17 protein-coding genes are annotated in these 18,402 nt (G+C 74.3%); 9 read left to right on the top strand and 8 right to left on the bottom strand.

Annotation, left to right across the window (positions count from 1 at the left end; translation table 11 throughout):
* Positions 1-4 precede the first annotated feature (4 nt).
* Entirely contained in the window at positions 5-715 is a 711-nt protein-coding gene (locus FGD68_RS02475) for a CHRD domain-containing protein (RefSeq protein WP_237609730.1), read from the bottom strand.
* A 267-nt stretch (positions 716-982) separates the two neighbouring features.
* Here FGD68_RS02475 and FGD68_RS02470 point away from each other — a divergent pair, with 267 nt between their 5' ends.
* The 7 genes from FGD68_RS02470 (at position 983) to FGD68_RS02440 (ending at position 10,112) form a co-directional block, all read left to right on the top strand.
* Positions 983-1,486, top strand: a complete 504-nt coding sequence (locus FGD68_RS02470) for an RNA polymerase sigma factor (RefSeq protein ID WP_237609729.1) — start codon at positions 983-985, stop codon at positions 1,484-1,486.
* Complete coding sequence (locus FGD68_RS02465; protein WP_237609728.1) at positions 1,483-2,271, top strand: hypothetical protein; 789 nt, start codon at positions 1,483-1,485, stop codon at positions 2,269-2,271. The genes FGD68_RS02470 and FGD68_RS02465 overlap by 4 nt, the downstream gene beginning before the upstream one ends.
* Before the next feature lie 277 nt (positions 2,272-2,548).
* The gene (locus FGD68_RS02460; RefSeq protein WP_119373069.1) at positions 2,549-4,144 is read left to right on the top strand and encodes an APC family permease; all 1,596 of its coding nucleotides are present in this window, start codon (positions 2,549-2,551) and stop codon (positions 4,142-4,144) included.
* Positions 4,141-4,983 carry an urea amidolyase associated protein UAAP1 gene (locus FGD68_RS02455; protein ID WP_104235712.1) on the top strand — a complete coding sequence of 281 codons (843 nt, stop codon included), beginning with the start codon at positions 4,141-4,143 and terminating at the stop codon, positions 4,981-4,983. Before FGD68_RS02460 ends, FGD68_RS02455 begins: the two co-directional genes overlap by 4 nt.
* Positions 4,980-5,672: an urea amidolyase associated protein UAAP2 gene (locus tag FGD68_RS02450; RefSeq protein ID WP_119373068.1), complete on the top strand. Its 693-nt coding sequence runs from the start codon at positions 4,980-4,982 to the stop codon at positions 5,670-5,672. The genes FGD68_RS02455 and FGD68_RS02450 overlap by 4 nt, the downstream gene beginning before the upstream one ends.
* On the top strand, positions 5,669-9,340 hold the full coding sequence (gene uca, locus FGD68_RS02445; RefSeq protein WP_182480917.1) for an urea carboxylase: 3,672 nt from the start codon (positions 5,669-5,671) through the stop codon (positions 9,338-9,340). The genes FGD68_RS02450 and uca overlap by 4 nt, the downstream gene beginning before the upstream one ends.
* A gap of 76 nt (positions 9,341-9,416) precedes the next feature.
* A complete protein-coding gene (locus FGD68_RS02440; RefSeq protein ID WP_237609727.1) occupies positions 9,417-10,112 on the top strand; it encodes a TetR/AcrR family transcriptional regulator in 696 nt (231 codons plus the stop codon).
* A gap of 34 nt (positions 10,113-10,146) precedes the next feature.
* On the opposite strand, the gene FGD68_RS02435 is transcribed toward FGD68_RS02440, so the two are convergent.
* On the bottom strand, positions 10,147-10,890 hold the full coding sequence (locus FGD68_RS02435) for a TetR/AcrR family transcriptional regulator (protein WP_119373830.1): 744 nt from the start codon (positions 10,888-10,890) through the stop codon (positions 10,147-10,149).
* Positions 10,891-10,972: 82 nt separating this feature from the next.
* On the opposite strand from FGD68_RS02435, the gene FGD68_RS02430 reads away from it, so the two are divergent.
* The gene (locus FGD68_RS02430) at positions 10,973-12,460 is read left to right on the top strand and encodes an MFS transporter (RefSeq protein ID WP_237609726.1); all 1,488 of its coding nucleotides are present in this window, start codon (positions 10,973-10,975) and stop codon (positions 12,458-12,460) included.
* Between the two features lie 22 nt (positions 12,461-12,482).
* Here the strand turns inward: FGD68_RS02430 and FGD68_RS02425 are convergent, their stop codons facing one another.
* From FGD68_RS02425 to FGD68_RS02400, 6 genes are all read right to left on the bottom strand, one after another.
* Positions 12,483-13,109, bottom strand: a complete 627-nt coding sequence (locus tag FGD68_RS02425; RefSeq protein WP_259336137.1) for a dienelactone hydrolase family protein — start codon at positions 13,107-13,109, stop codon at positions 12,483-12,485.
* Between the two features lie 97 nt (positions 13,110-13,206).
* The gene (locus FGD68_RS02420; RefSeq protein WP_237609725.1) at positions 13,207-14,199 is read right to left on the bottom strand and encodes a MerR family transcriptional regulator; all 993 of its coding nucleotides are present in this window, start codon (positions 14,197-14,199) and stop codon (positions 13,207-13,209) included.
* A 22-nt stretch (positions 14,200-14,221) separates the two neighbouring features.
* Positions 14,222-14,947 carry a HEAT repeat domain-containing protein gene (locus FGD68_RS02415; protein ID WP_237609724.1) on the bottom strand — a complete coding sequence of 242 codons (726 nt, stop codon included), beginning with the start codon at positions 14,945-14,947 and terminating at the stop codon, positions 14,222-14,224.
* A complete protein-coding gene (locus tag FGD68_RS02410) occupies positions 14,944-15,675 on the bottom strand; it encodes an alpha/beta fold hydrolase (protein ID WP_237609723.1) in 732 nt (243 codons plus the stop codon). The genes FGD68_RS02415 and FGD68_RS02410 overlap by 4 nt, the downstream gene beginning before the upstream one ends.
* Positions 15,676-15,770: 95 nt before the next feature.
* Positions 15,771-16,880 carry a Gfo/Idh/MocA family protein gene (locus FGD68_RS02405; protein ID WP_119373506.1) on the bottom strand — a complete coding sequence of 370 codons (1,110 nt, stop codon included), beginning with the start codon at positions 16,878-16,880 and terminating at the stop codon, positions 15,771-15,773.
* Positions 16,877-17,683 carry a sugar phosphate isomerase/epimerase family protein gene (locus FGD68_RS02400; protein ID WP_119373505.1) on the bottom strand — a complete coding sequence of 269 codons (807 nt, stop codon included), beginning with the start codon at positions 17,681-17,683 and terminating at the stop codon, positions 16,877-16,879. The genes FGD68_RS02405 and FGD68_RS02400 overlap by 4 nt, the downstream gene beginning before the upstream one ends.
* A gap of 236 nt (positions 17,684-17,919) precedes the next feature.
* Here FGD68_RS02400 and FGD68_RS02395 point away from each other — a divergent pair, with 236 nt between their 5' ends.
* Positions 17,920-18,309 carry a VOC family protein gene (locus FGD68_RS02395; protein WP_119373504.1) on the top strand — a complete coding sequence of 130 codons (390 nt, stop codon included), beginning with the start codon at positions 17,920-17,922 and terminating at the stop codon, positions 18,307-18,309.
* Positions 18,310-18,402 lie beyond the last annotated feature (93 nt).

The following is an 18,402-nucleotide window of genomic DNA, read 5'->3' as shown; positions in this document are numbered from 1 at the left end:
GGGATCAGGACTCCTGCGCCAGGCGGCGGCGCATCAGGACGACGCCGGCCGCGGCGAGCGCGACGGCACCGCCGCCCGCGACGAGCGGGAGGGCCGAGGTCGTGGTCGCGGATCCGCCGGCGCCCGTGTCGACGCCGCCGACCGGCACCTGGGTCAGCTGGCCGCGCACGGCACCGGCCGTGAACGGCGCGGTGTGGGTGTCGGCCGCGAACGAGGCCGGGTCGGCCTCGATCTGCGCGACCGTGAAGCCCGTGCCCGTGTCCTCGTTCTGCGCGTTCATGATCCCGGTGGTGAAGGGGCCCTGCATGCAGCCGGAGCTGGTGCGGGTGCCGTTGCCGGCGTCCACCGGGTTGGGGAAGGCGATGCGGGGCGGGCCGGCCTTGCCGACGGCGGCCTGGTGGATGTGCGTGGCCGTCTTCGCCGGGCTCTGGTAGTCGCCGGTGACGCCCGTGAGGGTGATGTCGTAGCAGATGGTGTTCGACGCGGAGTCGAGGCGGAGGTCGAAGCGGCCGGTGGCGCCGGGCTCGCCGGGGGTCGCGACGCCGTCGGCGTTGAGCACCTGGTCGGGCGTGGCCATCACGGTGAACGCGCTCGTGAAGCGGTCGGGCTCGGGGACGGTGGTCTCGGCGGACGCGGGCGTCGCGGCGAGGAGGGTGAGGGCGGCCGCGGCGGCGCCCCCGATGGTCATGTTCCGGACGAGTCTCGTGTGCGTCATCGCGTGCAGCCTCTCGTGGTGGGGCACCCGAGTGGGCACCGCTTCTGACAGGGCATACGCACGGGAGGCGGCGGGCGTTCATCGGTCACCGAGATCGATCGGGGACACGTGTCGCGGCGATCCGCGGTCCCTCCCCACCCGACGGATGAACGCCGGGCCCCCCGCCGACGTATCCCCCGGTGAGGGCGCGCACCCGCCGCCTAGGCTGAGGGGATCACGATGGCGCTCGTCCTGACGCGTCCGACCCCTGCACCCGAGCGGAGCACGATGAGCGCGTCCCCGCCCGGCTTCGACGTGCACGAGGCGTTCGCGGAGCACGGCGGTGCGCTGCTCGGCTTCGCGGTCAACGCCCTGCAGGATCGCGGCCTCGCCGAGGACTGCGTGCAGGAGACGTTCCTCCGCGCCTGGCGCGCCCGGGACTCCTTCGACGGCGAGCGCGGCAGCGCGCGCACCTGGCTGTTCGCGATCGAGCGCCGGGTGATCCTCGACGTGCACCGCGCCCGGGCCCGCACGCCGCGCATCGTGGCCGAGGACGAGGCGCCCGAGCAGGCGACGCGGGATGCGGATCCGCTCGACCGGCTGCGTCTCGTCGAGGGCCTCGCGCGCCTGAGCGACGCGCACCGCGAGGCCGTCGTCGCGGTGCATCTCACCGGGCTCAGCTACCAGGAGCTCTCCACGGCCACGGGTGTGCCCGTCGCCACCCTGCGCACGCGCGTCTTCCACGCGCTCCGCGCCCTCCGCACGCATCTCGACGAAGTGGATCCCGCATGACCGACGACCGCACACCCGATCCGCACGGGCTCGAGCCCGAGGACCGCCGCGGCGAGCTCATCGCCGCTGCCCTCGCCGACGACCTCTCCCCCGCCGAGACGGCGGAGCTGGATGCGATGCGCGCGGCCGACCCGACGATCGACGAGGAGCTCGCGCTCCTCGGCGGGCTGCCGTCAGCGATCCGCGGCGTCGGCGCCTGGCAGGAGGCGGAGCCCAGCGACGAGCTGGCTCGCCGGGTCGGCCTGATCGCGGACGGGCGCGGCGAGGCCGAGCCCACGGCGGCGACCCCGACGACGACGCCGGAGGACCGGCCCGCAGACCTCGACGCGCACCGCGCGCGCCGTGGATCCCGCCCCCGCCGCGTCGCGCTCCTGATCGCGGGCGCCGCAGCCTGCCTCGCCATCGGCGCGGCAGGCGGGGCGTTCCTCGCGACCCCGCGCGCCGACGTCGCGACCGGACCGGCCGGCACGCTCGGTGCCGTCGAGGGCGTGTCCTTCGCGGGCGCGCCCGCGGGCGTCGATGTGGAGGGCGAGGTCGTCGCGCACACCTGGGGCACGGAGACGCTGCTCACGGTCGACGGCCTGACGGTCGGCGACAGCTACTCCGTGGTCGTCGTCGACGCCGCGGGGGGCGAGCACCCCTCCGGCACGATGCTCGGATCCGCCGTGCGCATCGACTGCCGCCTCAACGCCGACGTGCTGCGCCAGGATGCCGCGTCCGTCGAGATCCGCGACGCCGCGGGCGACCGCGTCGCCGTGGCGGAGCTGCCGCCGGTCAGCGCCTGACGCGACCGCACCTCCCGGCGACCCGCGACGCCGCCGCCCACCCCCGGGAGCCGATCCGGAGGAGCACCGGGCCGGCGGACGGGCACCCGGGCGGGCCCCGCCGGGCACGGGATCCGTCGCGCCGGAGAAGATACACGCCGGTAACACGAGGGAAACGGCGGCGATACCGGGCAGAACCACACTGGACGGAAATACCTATCGCTCGATAGATACTCCGACCGGGCAACCGGATCTCCGGCGCACCTGCTCCACCGCGCCCTCGTGAGAGGCCAGAACATTGAGCACCCCGAACCTCCCCTCATCGGCCGCGGCACCCACCACGGCCCCCGCCCCCGTCGTCCCGCCCGGCTACGCCCAGGAGCTGCATCGCGGTGTGGGTCCGTTCTCCTCCTTCGCGGCCGGGTTCTCCTTCGTCTCGATCCTCACGACCGTGTTCCAGCTCTTCGGCCTCGGCTTCGGGCTGGGGGGCGCCGCCTTCTTCTGGGCCTGGCCGATCGTGTTCGTGGGCCAGCTGCTCGTGGCGCTGAACTTCGCGCAGCTCGCCGCGTCGTGGCCCATCTCGGGCGCGATCTTCCAGTGGTCGAGCAGGTTGGCGGGCACCACGTTCGGCTGGTTCACCGGCTGGACGATGATCGTCGGCCAGATCCTCACGGTCGCCGTCGCGGCCATCGCCGTGCAGGCCGTGCTGCCGTCCATCTGGGCCGGGTTCCAGATCGTGGGCGGGCCGGACGCGGATCCGTCCGTCGCCTCCCCCACGGGCTCCGCGAACGCGGTGCTGCTCGGGATCATCATGCTGGCCATCACGACGGTCGTGAACATCCTCAGCGTGCGGCTCATGGCGCGGGTCACGACCGCGGGCGTCGCCATCGAGATGGTGGGCGTCGTCGCGCTCGTCGCCGTGCTGTTCCTGCTGCCGAAGCGCGGACCCGAGGTGGTGTTCACGACCGCGGGATCCGCGAGCGAGGAGCCCTATGTGTGGGCCTTCCTCGCCTCGTCCCTCATGGCCGCCTACGTGATGGTCGGCTTCGACTCCGCGGGCGAGCTCGCCGAGGAGACCCACAGCCCCCGGAAGACGACGCCCAAGACGATCATCCGGGCGCTCACGGTCTCCGGACTCGGCGGGGCGCTGCTCATCGTGGGCGCGCTCGTCGCGGCACCGAGCCTCACCGACGGGCAGCTCGCCACGCAGGGCCTCGCCTGGGTGATCACCTCGGTCGCCGGCGAGGTCGGCGGCCGACTGCTGCTCTGCGCGGTCGCCGTGGCGGTGTTCGCGTGCACGCTCGCCGTGCAGACCTCGGGCACCCGGATGATCTACTCGATGGCACGCGAGAAGGCGCTGCCGTTCCACCGCCAGCTCGCGCGCGTGTCGCCGCGCACGGGCACGCCGGTGCTCACCTCCGTCGTGGTCGGGGTCGGCGCGGTGCTCGCGCTCGCGGTCAACGCCGGGCAGTCGGCGATCTTCACGGCGCTCTCGAGCCTCTGTATCGCGATGCTGTACCTCGCCTACCTCGGCGTCACCGGCCCGCTGCTGGTCGCCCGGATCCGCGGCCGCTTCCCGGCCGGCGGCGTCGACGAGGACGGCAAGCCGCTGTTCACGCTCGGCCGCTGGGGGATCCCGATCAACGCCGTCGCCGTGCTCTTCCAGGCGGGCATGGCCGTGAACCTGATCTGGCCGCGCCCCGAGATCTACGACCTCACGGGCGAGTCCTGGTGGCTGCAGTACAGCGCGCTCCTCTTCATCGGCGCGACGCTGCTGGTCGGATGGGGCTACCACGCGTGGCGGCACCGCTCCGACGGGCCCATCCAGCTCACGGAGGTGCCGACCACGGCGACGATCCCGGTGGTCGAGCCCGCGGGGGCGTCCATCCGATGAGGGACCTGCGCACGACCGACAGCGTCACCGCCTCCCGCGCGGACGCCCGCGCGCAGGCCGACCGCCGGAGCGAGTGGATGCCGTACGTGCCTGCGTCCTCGTCCCCGTTCCGGCCCGAGGGCGTCGCGGCGGAGGAGCTCACCTGGGCCGAGACCGTGGCGCCCGGCGGGTACGCGCACCGGGTGCTGGCGCGCGGATCCCGCCTCCGCCTCGACGACCCCACGGGCGACGCGTGCGCGCACCTCGTGCTCTACGACGCGGAGGCCCCGTGGGAGCGGCTGAACGTCGCCGACACCGTCAAGATCCCGTGGCAGGCGTACCTCGGCGAGGGCTCCCCGCTGCTGAGCGGGGACGGCCGGATCCTCGCGAGCATCGTCGAGGACACCTCGGGCCACCACGACGCCCTCTGCGGCACCTCGACCGACGCGCTCAACGACCGGCGCTACGGCGGATCCGCGCCAGAGGGCCCCACGCCGAGCGGCCGGTCGCTGCTCGTGAAGGCCGCCGCGAAGCACGGCCTCACCCGGCGCGACCTGCCGCCCGGCGTCTCCCTCTTCCAGGGCGTGCGGGTGGAGGAGGACGGCGCGCTGCGGCCCACAGGATCCGCTGGGCCCGGCACGCACGTGACGCTCGTGGCCGAGATGCCGCTCCTCGTGCTGCTCGCGAACGTGCCGCATCCGCTGGATCCGCGGCCCGACCACGTCGTCGGCCCGCTGCGGATCCACGCCTGGCGCGGCTCCCCCACCGGCCCCGCCGACGCGCGCTTCCACGCGACACCCGAGCTGACGCGCGCCTACCTGAACTCGATCGACCACTGCGAAGCGAGAGGAACCCGATGACCCGGACCGTGGCATCCCCCGTCCCGACCGGCGCCGTGCACGCGCCCGATGCGGTGCTCGACTGGGGCTCGTCGCTCGTGGTGGGCACCGTCGTGCGCGACGACCGCGTCGCGCCGCTCGCGCCCTGGTCCGCCGTCGTGCGCGCCGGCGAGGTGCTCACGATCGTGGACGTGGGCGGCAACCAGTCCGCCGACTGCCTGGTCTACGACGCCGTGGATCCGGACGAGTGCTACAGCGTCCCCGACACCCTCGTGGCGCAGGGCAACGCCTACATCCGCACCGGCACCGTGCTCATGTCGAGCGAGGGGCGGCCGCTGATGACCGTGGTCGGCAACGAGATCGACCGCCAGGACACCCTCGGCGGCGCGTGCTCGAAGGAGTCGAACACGCTCCGCTACGGGCACCACACCGCGTACCAGCACGGCTGCCGCGAGAACTTCCTGACCGAGGCGTCGCGGCACGGGCTGGGCGCGCGCGACATCGTGTCGAACATCAACTGGTTCATGAACGTGCCCGTGGAGGAGGACGGATCCCTCGGGATCGTCGACGGCCTCAGCGCGCCCGGGAAGCGGGTCGCGTTGCGCGCCGAGCGTGACGTGCTGGTGATCGTGTCCAACTGCCCGCAGATGAACAACCCGTGCAACGACTTCAGCTGCACTCCGCTGCGGATGATCGTGGTGCAGCCGTGAGCGCGCTCGTGAGCGCCGCCGCCGCCGGCGAGCGCCGCGCGCTCGACCTCGACACCGTCCTCGTCGCCAACCGCGGCGAGATCGCCTGCCGCGTGATCCGCACCGCGAAGGCCATGGGGATGCGCACGGTCGCGGTCTTCTCCGACGCCGACCGGGCAGCGCCCCACGTGCGCGAGGCCGACGAGGCCGTGCGGCTGGGCCCGGCGGCGCCGCGCGAGTCGTACCTGCGCATCGACGCGATCATCGAGGCGGCGCGCGCGACCGGCGCCGGCCTCATCCACCCCGGCTACGGGTTCCTCAGCGAGAACCTCGAGTTCGCGCACGTCTGCGAGGAGGCGGGGATCCGCTTCGTCGGGCCGACCGCCGACCAGATCCTCGCGTTCGGCGCCAAGCACACCGCGCGCGAGCTGGCCGAGGCGGCGGGCGTGCCCCTGCTCGCCGGGACCGGGCTCCTCGCGGACGCCGACGAGGCCGTCGCGGAGGCCGAGCGCATCGGCCTGCCCGTGATGCTCAAGGCCACGGGCGGCGGGGGCGGCATCGGCATGCAGGCGTGCGCGACGGCCGACGAGGTGCGGGAGGCGTTCGGGCGGGTGACGCGGCTCGCGGAGTCGGCGTTCGGATCCACCGGCATCTTCCTCGAGCGGCTCGTGCGCCCGGCGCGGCACGTGGAGGTGCAGCTCGTGGGCGACGGCGAGGGGCGCGTGGCCGTGATCGGCGACCGCGACTGCTCCCTCCAGCGCCGCAACCAGAAGGTGATCGAGGAGGCGCCCGCCCCCGCGCTGCCCGACCGCGTGCGCGCGCAGCTGCACGACTCGGCCCGCGCGCTCGCGGAGTCGGTCTCCTACCGCAGCGCCGGCACGGTCGAGTTCGTCTACGACCCGGTGCGCGAGGAGGCGGCGTTCCTCGAGGTGAACACGCGCCTGCAGGTCGAGCATCCCGTCACCGAGGAGGTGCACGGCGTCGACCTCGTGGAGCTCATGCTGCGTCTCGCCCGCGACGGCGCCGCCGGGCTCCCCGACGACCTCTTCACGCGGGAGTGGATCCCGGAGGGCCACGCCGTCGAGGCCCGCGTCTACGCGGAGGACCCGGCCAAGGGATCGCTGCCGTCGAGCGGCCTCGTGACGCAGGCCGTGCTGCCGGCCGGGCCCGGGATCCGCGTCGACGGCTGGATCGAGACCGGCCTCGAGGTCTCCGCATCCTACGACCCGCTGCTCGCGAAGGTCATCGCGACGGGCGAGACCCGCGACGACGCGCTCGACCTCCTGGGCGAGGCGCTCGACGGCTCCCGGATCGACGGGATCGTGACGAACATCGGCCTGCTCCGGGCGCTCACCGACGACATCGAGCTGCGCACCGCCACGCACTCCACGTCCACGCTCGACGAGACGGACGACCCGGCGCCGCGCATCGACGTGGTCTCCCCCGGCACCATGACCACCGTGCAGGACCTCCCCGGCCGGCTCGGGTACTGGCAGGTGGGCGTGCCACCGAGCGGCCCCTTCGATCCCGTCTCGCTCGCGGAGGCGAACCTCGCCGTCGGCAACCCGGAGGGCGCGCCGGGGCTCGAGATCACGGTCGACGGACCCGTGCTGCGCTTCTCGACCGCGTCCGTGGTCGCTGTGACGGGAGCGCCCGCGCCGGTCACGATCGACGGCGACGCAGCCCCGATGTGGGAGCCGCTCGAGGTCGCCGCCGGGCAGACGCTCGCGATCGGCCGCGCCGACGGGCCCGGGCTCCGCCTGTTCCTGGCCGTCCGCGGCGGGATCGACGTGCCCGCGTACCTGGGATCCGCGTCCACCTTCACGCTCGGCCGCTTCGGCGGCCACGCTGGCCGCGCGCTGCTCGCGGGCGACGTGCTGCGGCCCGGATCCCCCGACTCCGATGCCGCGCACCCCGCGTTCCCCGCGGGCGCGCGCCTCGGGATCATCGGCGGCCCGACCCCCGCGCACCGCCGGCCCGCGCTCACCTCCACGTGGGAGATCGGCGTCACCGAGGGCCCGCACGCGGCGCCCGACTTCTTCACGCGCGCCGACATCGACGTGCTCTACGCCACCGACTACGGCGTGCACCACAACTCGGCACGCACGGGGATCCGGCTCATCGGCCCGCGACCCGCCTGGGCGCGCGAGGACGGCGGCGAGGCGGGGCTGCACCCGTCGAACATCCACGACACCCCGTACGCGGTCGGCGCGATCGACTTCACGGGCGACACCCCGATCATCCTCGGGCCCGACGGACCGTCCCTCGGCGGCTTCGTGTGCCCGGCGGTCGTGGCGAGCGGCGAGCTGTGGAAGCTCGGCCAGCTGCGGCCCGGCGACACGGTGCGGTTCGTGCCCGTGACGGAGGCCGCGGCGGCGTCGCTCGTGGACGCGCGCGCCTCGCTCCAGGTGATCCGCGCGGGCGGCGATGGCGACGACGGCGTGATCGGCCGGCTCGAGCCGACCGACGCGCGCCCGGGTGTCGCCTACCGCCGCGACGGCGACGACAACGTGCTCGTCGAGTACGGCGACATGACCCTCGACATCGCGCTGCGCATGCGCGTGCACGCGCTCATGACCCGGCTGCAGGAGCACATGCCAGCCGGCGTGCTCGAGGTGACGCCGGGGATCCGCTCGCTCCAGGTCCGCACCGACGCGCGCATGCTGAAGGCCACGGCCGTCACGCGCCTGATGCAGGAGCTGGAGGACGAGATCCCGCCCACCGGGCAGCTCGTCGTGCCGTCGCGGAAGGTGCGGCTCCCGCTGTCCTGGGACGATCCGGCGACGCGCCTCGCGATCGAGCGCTACATGGCCGGCGTCCGCGACGACGCGCCGTGGACGCCGTGGAACATCGAGTTCATCCGCCGGATCAACGGCCTCGACTCGGTCGACGACGTCTTCCGCACGGTCTTCGACGCCAGCTACCTCGTGCTCGGCCTCGGCGACGTGTACCTCGGCGCGCCCGTGGCCACGCCGCTGGATCCGCGCCACCGCCTGGTGACCACGAAGTACAACCCGGCGCGCACCTGGACCGCGGAGAACTCGGTCGGCATCGGCGGCGCGTACCTCTGCATCTACGGGATGGAGGGGCCGGGCGGCTACCAGTTCGTCGGCCGCACGGTGCAGATCTGGAACCGCTTCCGCCGCGGCGGCCTCTTCCAGGAGGACCCGTGGGCGCTGCGCTTCTTCGACCGCATCGAGTGGTACCCGGTCGGCGCCGAGGAGCTGCTGGAGCTGCGCGCCGAGACGGACGCCGGACGCGGGCACTACGAGACGGAGGACGGCGAGTTCTCCATCGCCGACCACCACGCGTTCCTCGCCGCGAACGACGCGTCGATCCGCGACTTCCGCGACACGCAGACCCGCGCGTTCGAGGAGGAGAAGGCGCGCTGGCGTCTGTCGGGCGAGTTCGACGTGCGCGACGAGCCGCCCGTCGTCGAGGCCGCGACCGTGCCGATCCCGCCGGGCGCGACGGCGGTCACGGCGCCGTTCACCTCGACCGTCTGGCGCGTGGACGTGCGCCCGGGGGACCTCGTCGGCGTCGGCGACGCCGTGCTCGCGGTGGAGGCCATGAAGATGGAGTCCGTCGTCGGCGCCCCGGTCGCGGGGCGGGTGCTCGACGTGCACATCCGGCCCGGGGAGCAGGTCGCGCCCGGGCAGGTGCTCGCGGTGATCGGCGCCGCGTCGTGATCCGCGCCGCGCTCCGCGTCGCGCGCCGGCTGGCCACGCGGGTCGCCCCGTGATCCTCACCTGCGAGGATGGCCGGATGGCCAAGGACGACAAGCCGGCCCGCGTCGGTCGCCCCCGCGCGGTGCCCGACGCCGGATCCCCCCTGAGCCCGCGCGAGCAGATCCTCGACGCCGCCGCAGCGCTCTTCGCGGAGCACGGGCTGAGCGGCACGTCCACGCGGGCGATCGCCGAACGGGTCGGGATCAGGCAGGCGTCCCTCTACTACCACTTCGCCGGCAAGGACGACCTGCTCGTCGAGCTGCTCACGCGCTCCGTGCGCCCCAGCCTCGACGTGGTGCGCGGCATCGAGGACCTCGTGCCCGACCGCGCCACCGCGGCCGCCGCCCTGCACGCGCTCGTGATGGTCGACTTCCGCACGCTCGCCGACACCCCGCACAACATCGGCACGCTCTACCTGCTGCCGGAGGTGCAGGGCGAGCGCTACGACGGCTTCCGCCAGCAGCGCCGGGAGCTGCAGGACGCGTACGGGCGAATCGGCACGGCGGCGGCGAGCGCCGACGTCCGGGCGGCCATCGGGCCGGATGCGCTGGGGGCCGTGCTGATCCAGCTGGCCGAGCTCGTGATCCAGCTGCGCCGCCGCGGCGAGCCGGGTGACGCCGACCGCGACGCCATCGCGGCCACGTGCCTGCGGGCGTGCGGGCTGGCGACGGCGGAGATCGCGGTGGCGCGTCGCGACGCCGAGGAGCTGCTGGCGGCGGCGCCCGCGCTCTAGCCCGCGCCCTCGGCGACGCCGATCACGACCCGGGTCACGCCGCCGGCGGCAGCCCCGCCTGCTGGCGCACCCCGGCCAGCAGCAGGTCGAGCCCGGAGCGGAAGACGTCGAGGTCGTCGTGCGTCGCCATCTCGCCCGCGGCGTCGTGCGCGAACGGGTACTCCTCGGGATCGAGCTCCCGCCAGCGGTCGGCGAGCGTCCCCAGGAACCCCTCCCGGTCCAGCCCGCTCTCCAGGAACTCCTGCGGCGGCGGCTCCGCGAGGTCGGCCGCGACCCCGACGACGTAGCTGACGATGGACGACACCGCGTGGAACCGCTGCCGGGACGTGAGGTCGAGCCGGAGCAGCTGCTGGCCGATGCGCTCGTACATCATCATCGAGTTGGGCTGCAGCCCGTTGTTCCGGAGCATGTACTGCCCGAACCAGGGCCGGCGCACGAGCTCGTCGAAGAGCGCGAGCGCGACGGCGCGCACGTTGTCGACCGGGTCGGATCCGCGGGTCAGCGGCTCGGTCTCCGCGAGGACCCGGCCCATCACCTCCTCGGTCACCTTCTCGAGCAGCTCGTCGCGGCTCGCGACGTACCAGTAGATGCTCGCCACGCCGCCGCCGAGCCGTGCTGCGAGAGCCCGGAAGGTCAATGCCCTCTCCCCCGACTCGTCGAGGATCGCGATGGCCTCCGCCAGCACGGTGTCGAGCGAGTGCGACGCCCGCTGACGGCCTCGGGCGCGGGCGGGCGGCGTGGGGGTGCTCTCCTTCTTCGGGGATCCATTCGAGGCCATGCCTTGCACCTTACCGAACGCCGTTCCATAATATCGAACGTCGTCCGATACTCGTGCGGCGTTCGATAGGAAGAGGACCCCGATGAGCACCCCCACGATCACCTCCGCGCCACCCCGCGGCTACGCCTCCCTCCGAGCCGCAGCCCTCCCGCTCGCCGCGCTCTGCCTGGCCTTCTTCGTCGAGATGGTCGACAACACGCTGCTGTCGATCGCGCTGCCCACGATCGGACGAGCGCTGGACAGCGGCACGACGGGTCTCCAGTGGGTGACGGGCGCCTACTCGCTCACCTTCGGTGGCCTGCTGCTGACCGCGGGATCCGCCGCCGACCGGTTCGGCCGCCGCCGCGTCCTGCTGATCGGCCTCGCGGCCTTCGGCCTCATCAGCGTCGCCGTCGTCCTCGTCACCGACATCGGCCAGCTCATCGCCCTTCGCGCGGCGCTCGGAGCGGCGGCGGCGGCCATGGCGCCCGTCACGATGTCGCTGATCTTCCGCCTGTTCGACGACGACAAGCTGCGCATGCGCTCGATCACCATCGTCATGGTCGTCGGCATGTCCGGCTTCGTCCTCGGCCCGCTCCTCGGCGGCTCGATCCTCGGCGCCGTCAGCTGGCAGTGGCTGCTCGCCGTCAACGCGCCCCTGGCGCTGCTGGTGTGGATCGGCGTGCGCGCCGGCGTCCCCGCCGACCGCCGTGAGGACCTCACCTCCGAGCGCCTCGACCTCCCCGGCACCGTGCTCACCGTCGCCGCGATCGGGCTCGGCTGCTACACGCTCACGAGCGGCGTGGAGCGCGGCTGGCTCGCGCCCGTCACCCTCGCCTGCGCGCTCGGCGCCGTCGCGGCGGTCGCGGGCTTCGTCCTCCGCGAGCGCCGCGCGGCCGCGCCGATGATCGACCTCGCGATCTTCCGCGCGGGACCCGTCCGCGGCGCGGCGCTCACGCAGCTCGGGGCGTCGGTCGCGTTCGCGAGCATCCTGTTCGGGCTGATCCTGCACTTCCAGTACGCGTACGGCTGGAGCCCGATGCGGGCCGGCCTCGCGAACCTGCCCATCATCGTCACGATGATCGCCGCGAGCCCGATCGCCGAGCGGTTCGCCACGCGCCTCGGCCACCGCATGGCCTGCCTCGTCGGAACCGGCTTCCTGGTGGGCGGGCTGCTCGGCCTGGCCTGGGCGGTCGAGCACGGCTACCTCGCCATCATGGCGACGATGATCGTGTTCACCGTCGGGCTGCGGACGATCATGACCATCTGCGCGGTCGCCCTGGTCGAGTCGATGCCCGCGAACCGCACCTCGATCGGCGCCGCCCTCAACGACACCGCGCAGGAGCTCGGCACCAGCCTCGGCACGGCGGTCGTCGGGACGCTCATCGCGGCGCTCGTCACCACCGCGCTCCCCGCGGGCGCGTGGAGCGCCGACCTGATCCACTCCTTCTTCGCGGGCGAGCGGACCGCCTACCTCGTCGTCGCCGTGCTCACGGGCGTGATCACGACGGTCGGCGCGCTGTCGCTCACGGATTCGCGCGCGACGGAGGAGCCGACCCCGTCCGACGAGGCCGCGCGCTTCGCCGCGTGAGCGGTCGCGGGGCCCGGGCGGATCAGCCGAGGCGCGCCAGCAGCTCGAGCGACCGCTCGAGCACGAGGGCCGTGGCGACCGGATCCGACGACGGCAGCGACGCGTCCGTGAACAGGTGCGCGTCGCCGTCGTAGACGAAGACCTCGGCGAGCTCCGGGCCGACCTCGGCGACCAGCTCGCGGGCCGCGTCGAGGTCGCCCTCGCCCGCGAAGAACGGATCCCGCGCCATGCCGTGCACCTGCACCGGGAGCCCCGCCGGCCATGGCCCGAAGGACCACTCCGCGCTGAGCGACACGAACGACTCGTAGAGGAGCGCGCCGCGGGCACCTCGCCGGGTCTGCGCGAGGCGCTGGGCGATGGACCCGCCCCACGAGAAGCCGGCGTACACCAGCTCGGCGGGCAGCCCGTCGAGGGCGCGCGCGGTGCGCTCGGCGACGACGTGGTCGGCGAGGCCCGCCATCAGCGCGAGGCCCGCCTCGATGGACTCGGGCAGCGCGCCGTCGAACAGGTCGGGGACGTGCACGGTGTGCCCGCCGTCCCGGAGCGCGTCGGCGAAGGCGTGGACCCCGGGGGTCGCGCCCTGCACGTGGTGGAACAGCACGATCTCGGCCATGGGCGCGCCTCTCGTCGGCCGCGCACGGGCGCGGATCCGGGCGCTCCCGTCGCGGGGCGCCGTGCCGCGAACCTACTCCGCGGCTCCGCTGTTCGATCGGCCCGGACGCCGGGATCCGCGACGCCGATGCCGCTCACCGCGCGGGCGGCCCCCACACCACGAAGTCCATGGCCAGCTCCATGGAGCGGAGGCGGGCCGGGGAGAAGTCGTAGGGCATCCTCGCGAAGGCGTCCATCGCGCTCAGGGACCATGCGGGCCGGCCGGAGCCGCCCCGGGTCCCCTCCTCGTCCTCATCGCCGTCGGGGTGCAGCTCGTCCCAGGCGGCGACGAGCTCCTCGTCCTGCCGCGGGAGGTCGGACGCGTCGATCGCCGCCTGCAGCGCCTCCTCTAACGCGCGCCGCCCGGCCGCGACCTCCGCCACGCGGGGGTCGTCGACGGCGACCGTGTCGTCGAGCGCCTCCTCGGCGGCGTCGACCCGGTCGGACGCCTCGCGCAGTCCCGGCAGGGTGGCGATGGCGATGTACCGGGTGGCGTTGAGCGCCGCGACGAGCGTGCCGAGGCTGCGCTCCATGACCAGCAGGGCGTCGAGGTCGGGCTGGCGGAGGGATCCCTCGGGCAGGCCCTCGAGGCGGCGGGCGACGAGGTCGGAGAGGAGGCCCAGCCGGCTGCCCCGGGCGCGCAGCCGACGCACGGCGTCCCGCTGTCGCCGCAGCTCCGCCTCCTGGGCCGCGAGGGTCGCCTCGAGCCGACCGAGGACGTCGGCGACGTCGTCGTCCTCGGCGGGAGCGGCAGCGGGAGCCGTGGCGGCAGCGGCACCCTCCCCCGACTCCGGGTCGGCGAAGGCGGCGCGGATGTCCTCGAGGGCGATCCCGGCGTCGGCCATGCGCCGGATCCACATCAGCCGCACCATGTCGGCGTACCCGTACCGACGGCGGTCGTCGGTGCCGCGCTCGGGCTCGGGGATCAGGCCGATCTGGTGGTAGTGGCGGATGGTCCGCGGCGTGACGCCGACGAACGCGGCGGCGTCGCCGATCCGGACCCGGCGGGGCGGGGTCGGCATGGGGATCGGGGAGTCGGTCACGACGGGGTCGCCCTCGGTCGGGTGGGTCTCGGCGGGGTGGGTCATGGGACCACCCGATCACATGACGCTACGGGAGGTGCAAGCCCGGCCGCCGGGCGAGGTGCGCGCCGAAGGAGGTGCGGCGGGCCTCGTCCATCGCGTCGTCGAAGCGGAGCTCCGGGTCGGCGAGCTGCGCGATCACGGCGAGCGCGTGGATCCGCACCCGGGCGTCCGCCGCGCGCCGCGACCGCTCGAGCACCGGCAGCGCCGCCCGGCCGACGCTCGCGAAGGCCCGCGCGAGGCTCGCCTGGGTGTCGCGGTCGCCGCGGCCGAGCTGCGACGCGAGCTGCTGCGACAGCCAGCGCGCGCCGGACGGATCCCGGTCGCCGTCGACGAGGCCCGACGCCGTGCGCCATGCGGTGCGCGCGACGTGGTCGTCCGGATCCCGCAGCAGCGCGGGCGTGATCGCGGGCAGCGCGCGCCGGTCGCCGATCTTGGAGAGCGTGTGCAGCGCCTGGCTGCGCGCCTGCGGGATGGGCGACGCCAGCTCGGCGATGAGCGCCGGGATCGTCTGCTCGGGGTCGTGGCGGATCAGCGCCCACGTGAGCATCTCCCGCACGTTCAGGTCGGGCTCGACGCGGCAGCGGTGGATGAGGCCCTCGACGAGCGCGGGATCCGGCCGGGTGCCCGCGGTGAGCGCGGCCTGCAGCCGGGAGGACGCGCCGGGCGCGCGGAGGGCGGCGGCCAGCCGGGCGGCGATCTCGGCGTCGGCGGGGCGGTCGGAGGGCTGGGGTTCGCGCGGCGCGTCCGTCACAGCACGTCCTCGATCGCGGCGAGCACCCGGTCGGGGTCCTCGAGCTGCATGTCGTGGTGGATCCCCGGCAGCCGGCGGACGTCCCACCCGTGCCGTTCGAGATCCGCCGCGCACGCAGCGGGCAGCACCGAGGGCGCGTCGTCGGACAGCACGATCGTGGACGGCACGGCGGGCGCGCTCACCGCGAGCGGGTGGAAGGCCACGTCGCGGAAGACGCCGACCGCCATGCCGCGGTCGAAGCGCGCCTGCGCGGCGTCGAGCGATGCGCGGACGGCGGCCGGGTAGGCGGCGCGCACACGAGCGGCGGCGCGGGCCCGCGGGATCTGCGCGGCGGCGAGCCCCACGAGCGGCGCCGCCCAGAACAGGCGGCCGCGGATCCCCGTGGTCGGCAGCGCGAGCCGGAACCCGGGGTCGAGGTAGATGGCGCGCGCGGGCTCGAGGCGGGCGACGGCGCGCACCAGCACGGATCCGCCGAGGGAGTGCCCGACGACCGCGTCGAGCCCGCGCGGCACCGACGCCACCACGTCGTCGGCCATCTCCTCGATGCCGTAGGAGCCAACACGGTCGCTCTCCCCGTGCCCGCGGAGGTCGACTGTCGTGACGGTGAACCGGCCGGTCGCGACGAGCCTCTCCACGACGGGCGCCCACGTCGCGCCGTCCGCGCCGAGGCCGTGCACGAGGCCGACGTGGCGCGCGCCGGATCCGGTGGTGACGCGGTGCAGCTGCATGGGTCCAGTCTCCCCCGCGTGCCGTCGGGTGCCGAGCGCGGGACGGCCCGCATCCGTCACCGGATGCGGGGCCGTCGGTCCGAGCGGGTGCCGCGCTACAGCGTCGCCGCCGCCGGGTCCCAGTCCTCGGCGAGCGGCGTCGGCTTCGCGACGCTCGACGCGACCTTCACGACCTCGCGGCTGTCGGCCGCGTCGCGGATCGCGAGCAGCACGTCGAGCACGTGCGCCGCGACCTCGCCGGATGCGCGCACCGGGTCGCCGCCGCGGATGCTGCGCGCGAGGTCCAGCACGCCGGAGCCGCGGCCGTACGTGGATCCAGCCGCCGTCAGCGTCTCCGGCTCCTGCTGCCCGAAGCGCCACAGCTGGCTGTCGCCCTCGAAGGTGTTCGGGTCGGGGAGCACGATGGTGCCCTCGCTGCCCGAGATCTCGACGAAGCCCATGCGCGGCAGCGCGTTCTGGAAGCTGAACGTCGACTGCGCCGACTGCCCGCCCGCGAACGAGATGAGCGCCGCGTGGTGCGTCGGCACCTCCACCGGGAAGTCGGTGCCCGCGCGGGGTCCGCTGCCGATGGTGCGCGTGGTGCGCGAGGTCGAGGAGACCGCGCTCACCGTCTCCGCCGCGCCGAACGCGTGCACGAGCGTGGTGACGTAGTACGGGCCCATGTCGAACAGGGGTCCGGCGCCGTGCGCGAACAGGAACTCGGGGTTCGGGTGCCAGGCGTCGGGGCCGGGCACGTGGAAGAGCGTCGTCGCCGTGAGCGGCTCGCCGATGTCGCCGCGGGCGATGGCGCGCATGGCCGACTGGATCCCCGCGCCGAGCACGGTGTCGGGCGCGCACGCGACCTGCACGCCGGCCGCGCGTGCCGCCTCGAGCAGGTCCTGGCCGGACTCGTGATCCAGCGCCAGCGGCTTCTCGCTCCACACGTGCTTGCCGGCCGCGACGATCCGCCGGCCCACCTCCGCGTGCGTGGCGGGCAGCGTGAGGTTCACGACGATCTCGATCTCGTCCATGGCGAGGAGCTCCTCGACGGTGCCGTGGTTCGGCACGCCGTGCTCCTCGGCGCGCGAGCGGGCGCGGTCGAGGTCGATGTCGGCGACGAACAGGACCTCGAGGTCCGGCATCGCCGTCATGTTCTCGAGATACGTGCCCGAGATGACGCCCGCGCCGATCACGCCGACGCCGACGCGGCCGGTGCCGCCGGTCACTTGTCGTTCTCCTGCAGCCAGGCGAGGGACGCCGCGATGCCGTCGAAGACGTCGCCCGCGTAGTCGTCGAACTCGACGACGCGCAGCGCGTGGGGAGCTGCCGCGAGCACGGCGGCGACGTCGACGTCGCCCTGGCCCGCGGGCTCCTGCATCTTGAAGGCCTGCGCGAGCTCCGGCGGCACGACCAGCGCGGACTCGGCGCTCGGCAGCACCTTGGCGATCGCGTCGGAGATCTTGCCGTCCTTCACGTGCAGGAACTGCACGCGGTCGCCGAGCTGGCGGAGGAGCGCGGGGGTGTCCATGCCGCCGACGGTCGACCAGAACGCGTCGAGCTCGAGCACGACGTCGGCGTCGAGGCGCTCGACGAAGAGCTCGTAGATCGGCCGGCCGTCGACCTTGTTCGCGAACTCCCACTGGTGGTTGTGGTACCCGAAGGCGAGGCCGCGCGCGGCGGCCTGCACCTGCAGCTCGTTGACGCGGTCGGCGATCCTGTGCGCGTCGTCGGCGGTCTGCCAGCGCTCGGAGGGGATGAAGGGGTCGATGACCGTCTGGATCCCGAGCTTCGCGGCGGCGTCGAAGGTGCGGGCGGCCTGGTCGTCGTCGCCGTCGATGACGGGCGCGTGACCGGAGGGCGCGGTCACGCCGGACGCGGCGAACGCGGCGGCGAACTCGTCGGCGCGCTCGACGAACGCGTACGGCTCGACCTGCGCGTAGCCGATCTCGGCGACGCGGGCGACGGCGCCCTGCAGGTCCGCGGAGACAGCGTCGCGGACCGTGTAGAGCTGGACGGAGGGGGCGGTCATGGTCGCTCCTTTCAGGAGGTGACTGGTGGCCCGACGGCCACCGCACGCTCCCGCCGTCGCGTACGACGGCTGAGCCACGATGCCCGCAGGGTGTTCCGGCGCGAGACGCGCCGTGGTGTCAAACCTACCGGTGGTCGGGGTCCGGATCCCAGGGGCGCGGGCCGCGGATCCTGGTCGGTGTCGGACGCCGGTGCCAGGCTGACAGCACCCGCTCGACGACGAGAGAAGGACAGCGCATGAGGATCCGGCAGGCGATCGTGGTGCTCGACGCACCTGACCTGGCCGCGGAGAGCGCCTTCTGGGCCGGGCTCCTCGACGGCGAGGTGCACGCGGAGGACGACTGGCACAGCGTCCGCGTCGACGGCGAGTGGAGGATCGGGATCCAGCTCGCGCCCGACTTCGTGCCGCCCGTGTGGCCGGGCGATGGCCCGCGCCAGCAGCAGCAGATCCACCTCGACTTCTATGTCGACGACCTCGCCGAGGGCCGCGAGCGCGTGCTCGCCCTCGGCGGCCGCCTGCTCCAGCCCGCGGCGGACCCGACGGCGGCCGACCGCTTCGACGTGTACGCGGATCCGGCGGGGCACCCGTTCTGCCTGTGCGTGTCGGGCGGGGACGCGGGGACGTAGCCGCGTGCGGGATCGGCTGGGCCGCAGGCGCCGTGCCCTAGCGTGGACGCCTCGCGGATCGCACCCGACGACCCGTCCGCCGCAGGAGGCACC

The sequence above is a fragment of the Clavibacter californiensis genome (genome assembly GCF_021952865.1).
Taxonomy (GTDB): domain Bacteria; phylum Actinomycetota; class Actinomycetes; order Actinomycetales; family Microbacteriaceae; genus Clavibacter; species Clavibacter californiensis.
This window is presented reverse-complemented; position numbering and strand designations above follow the sequence as displayed.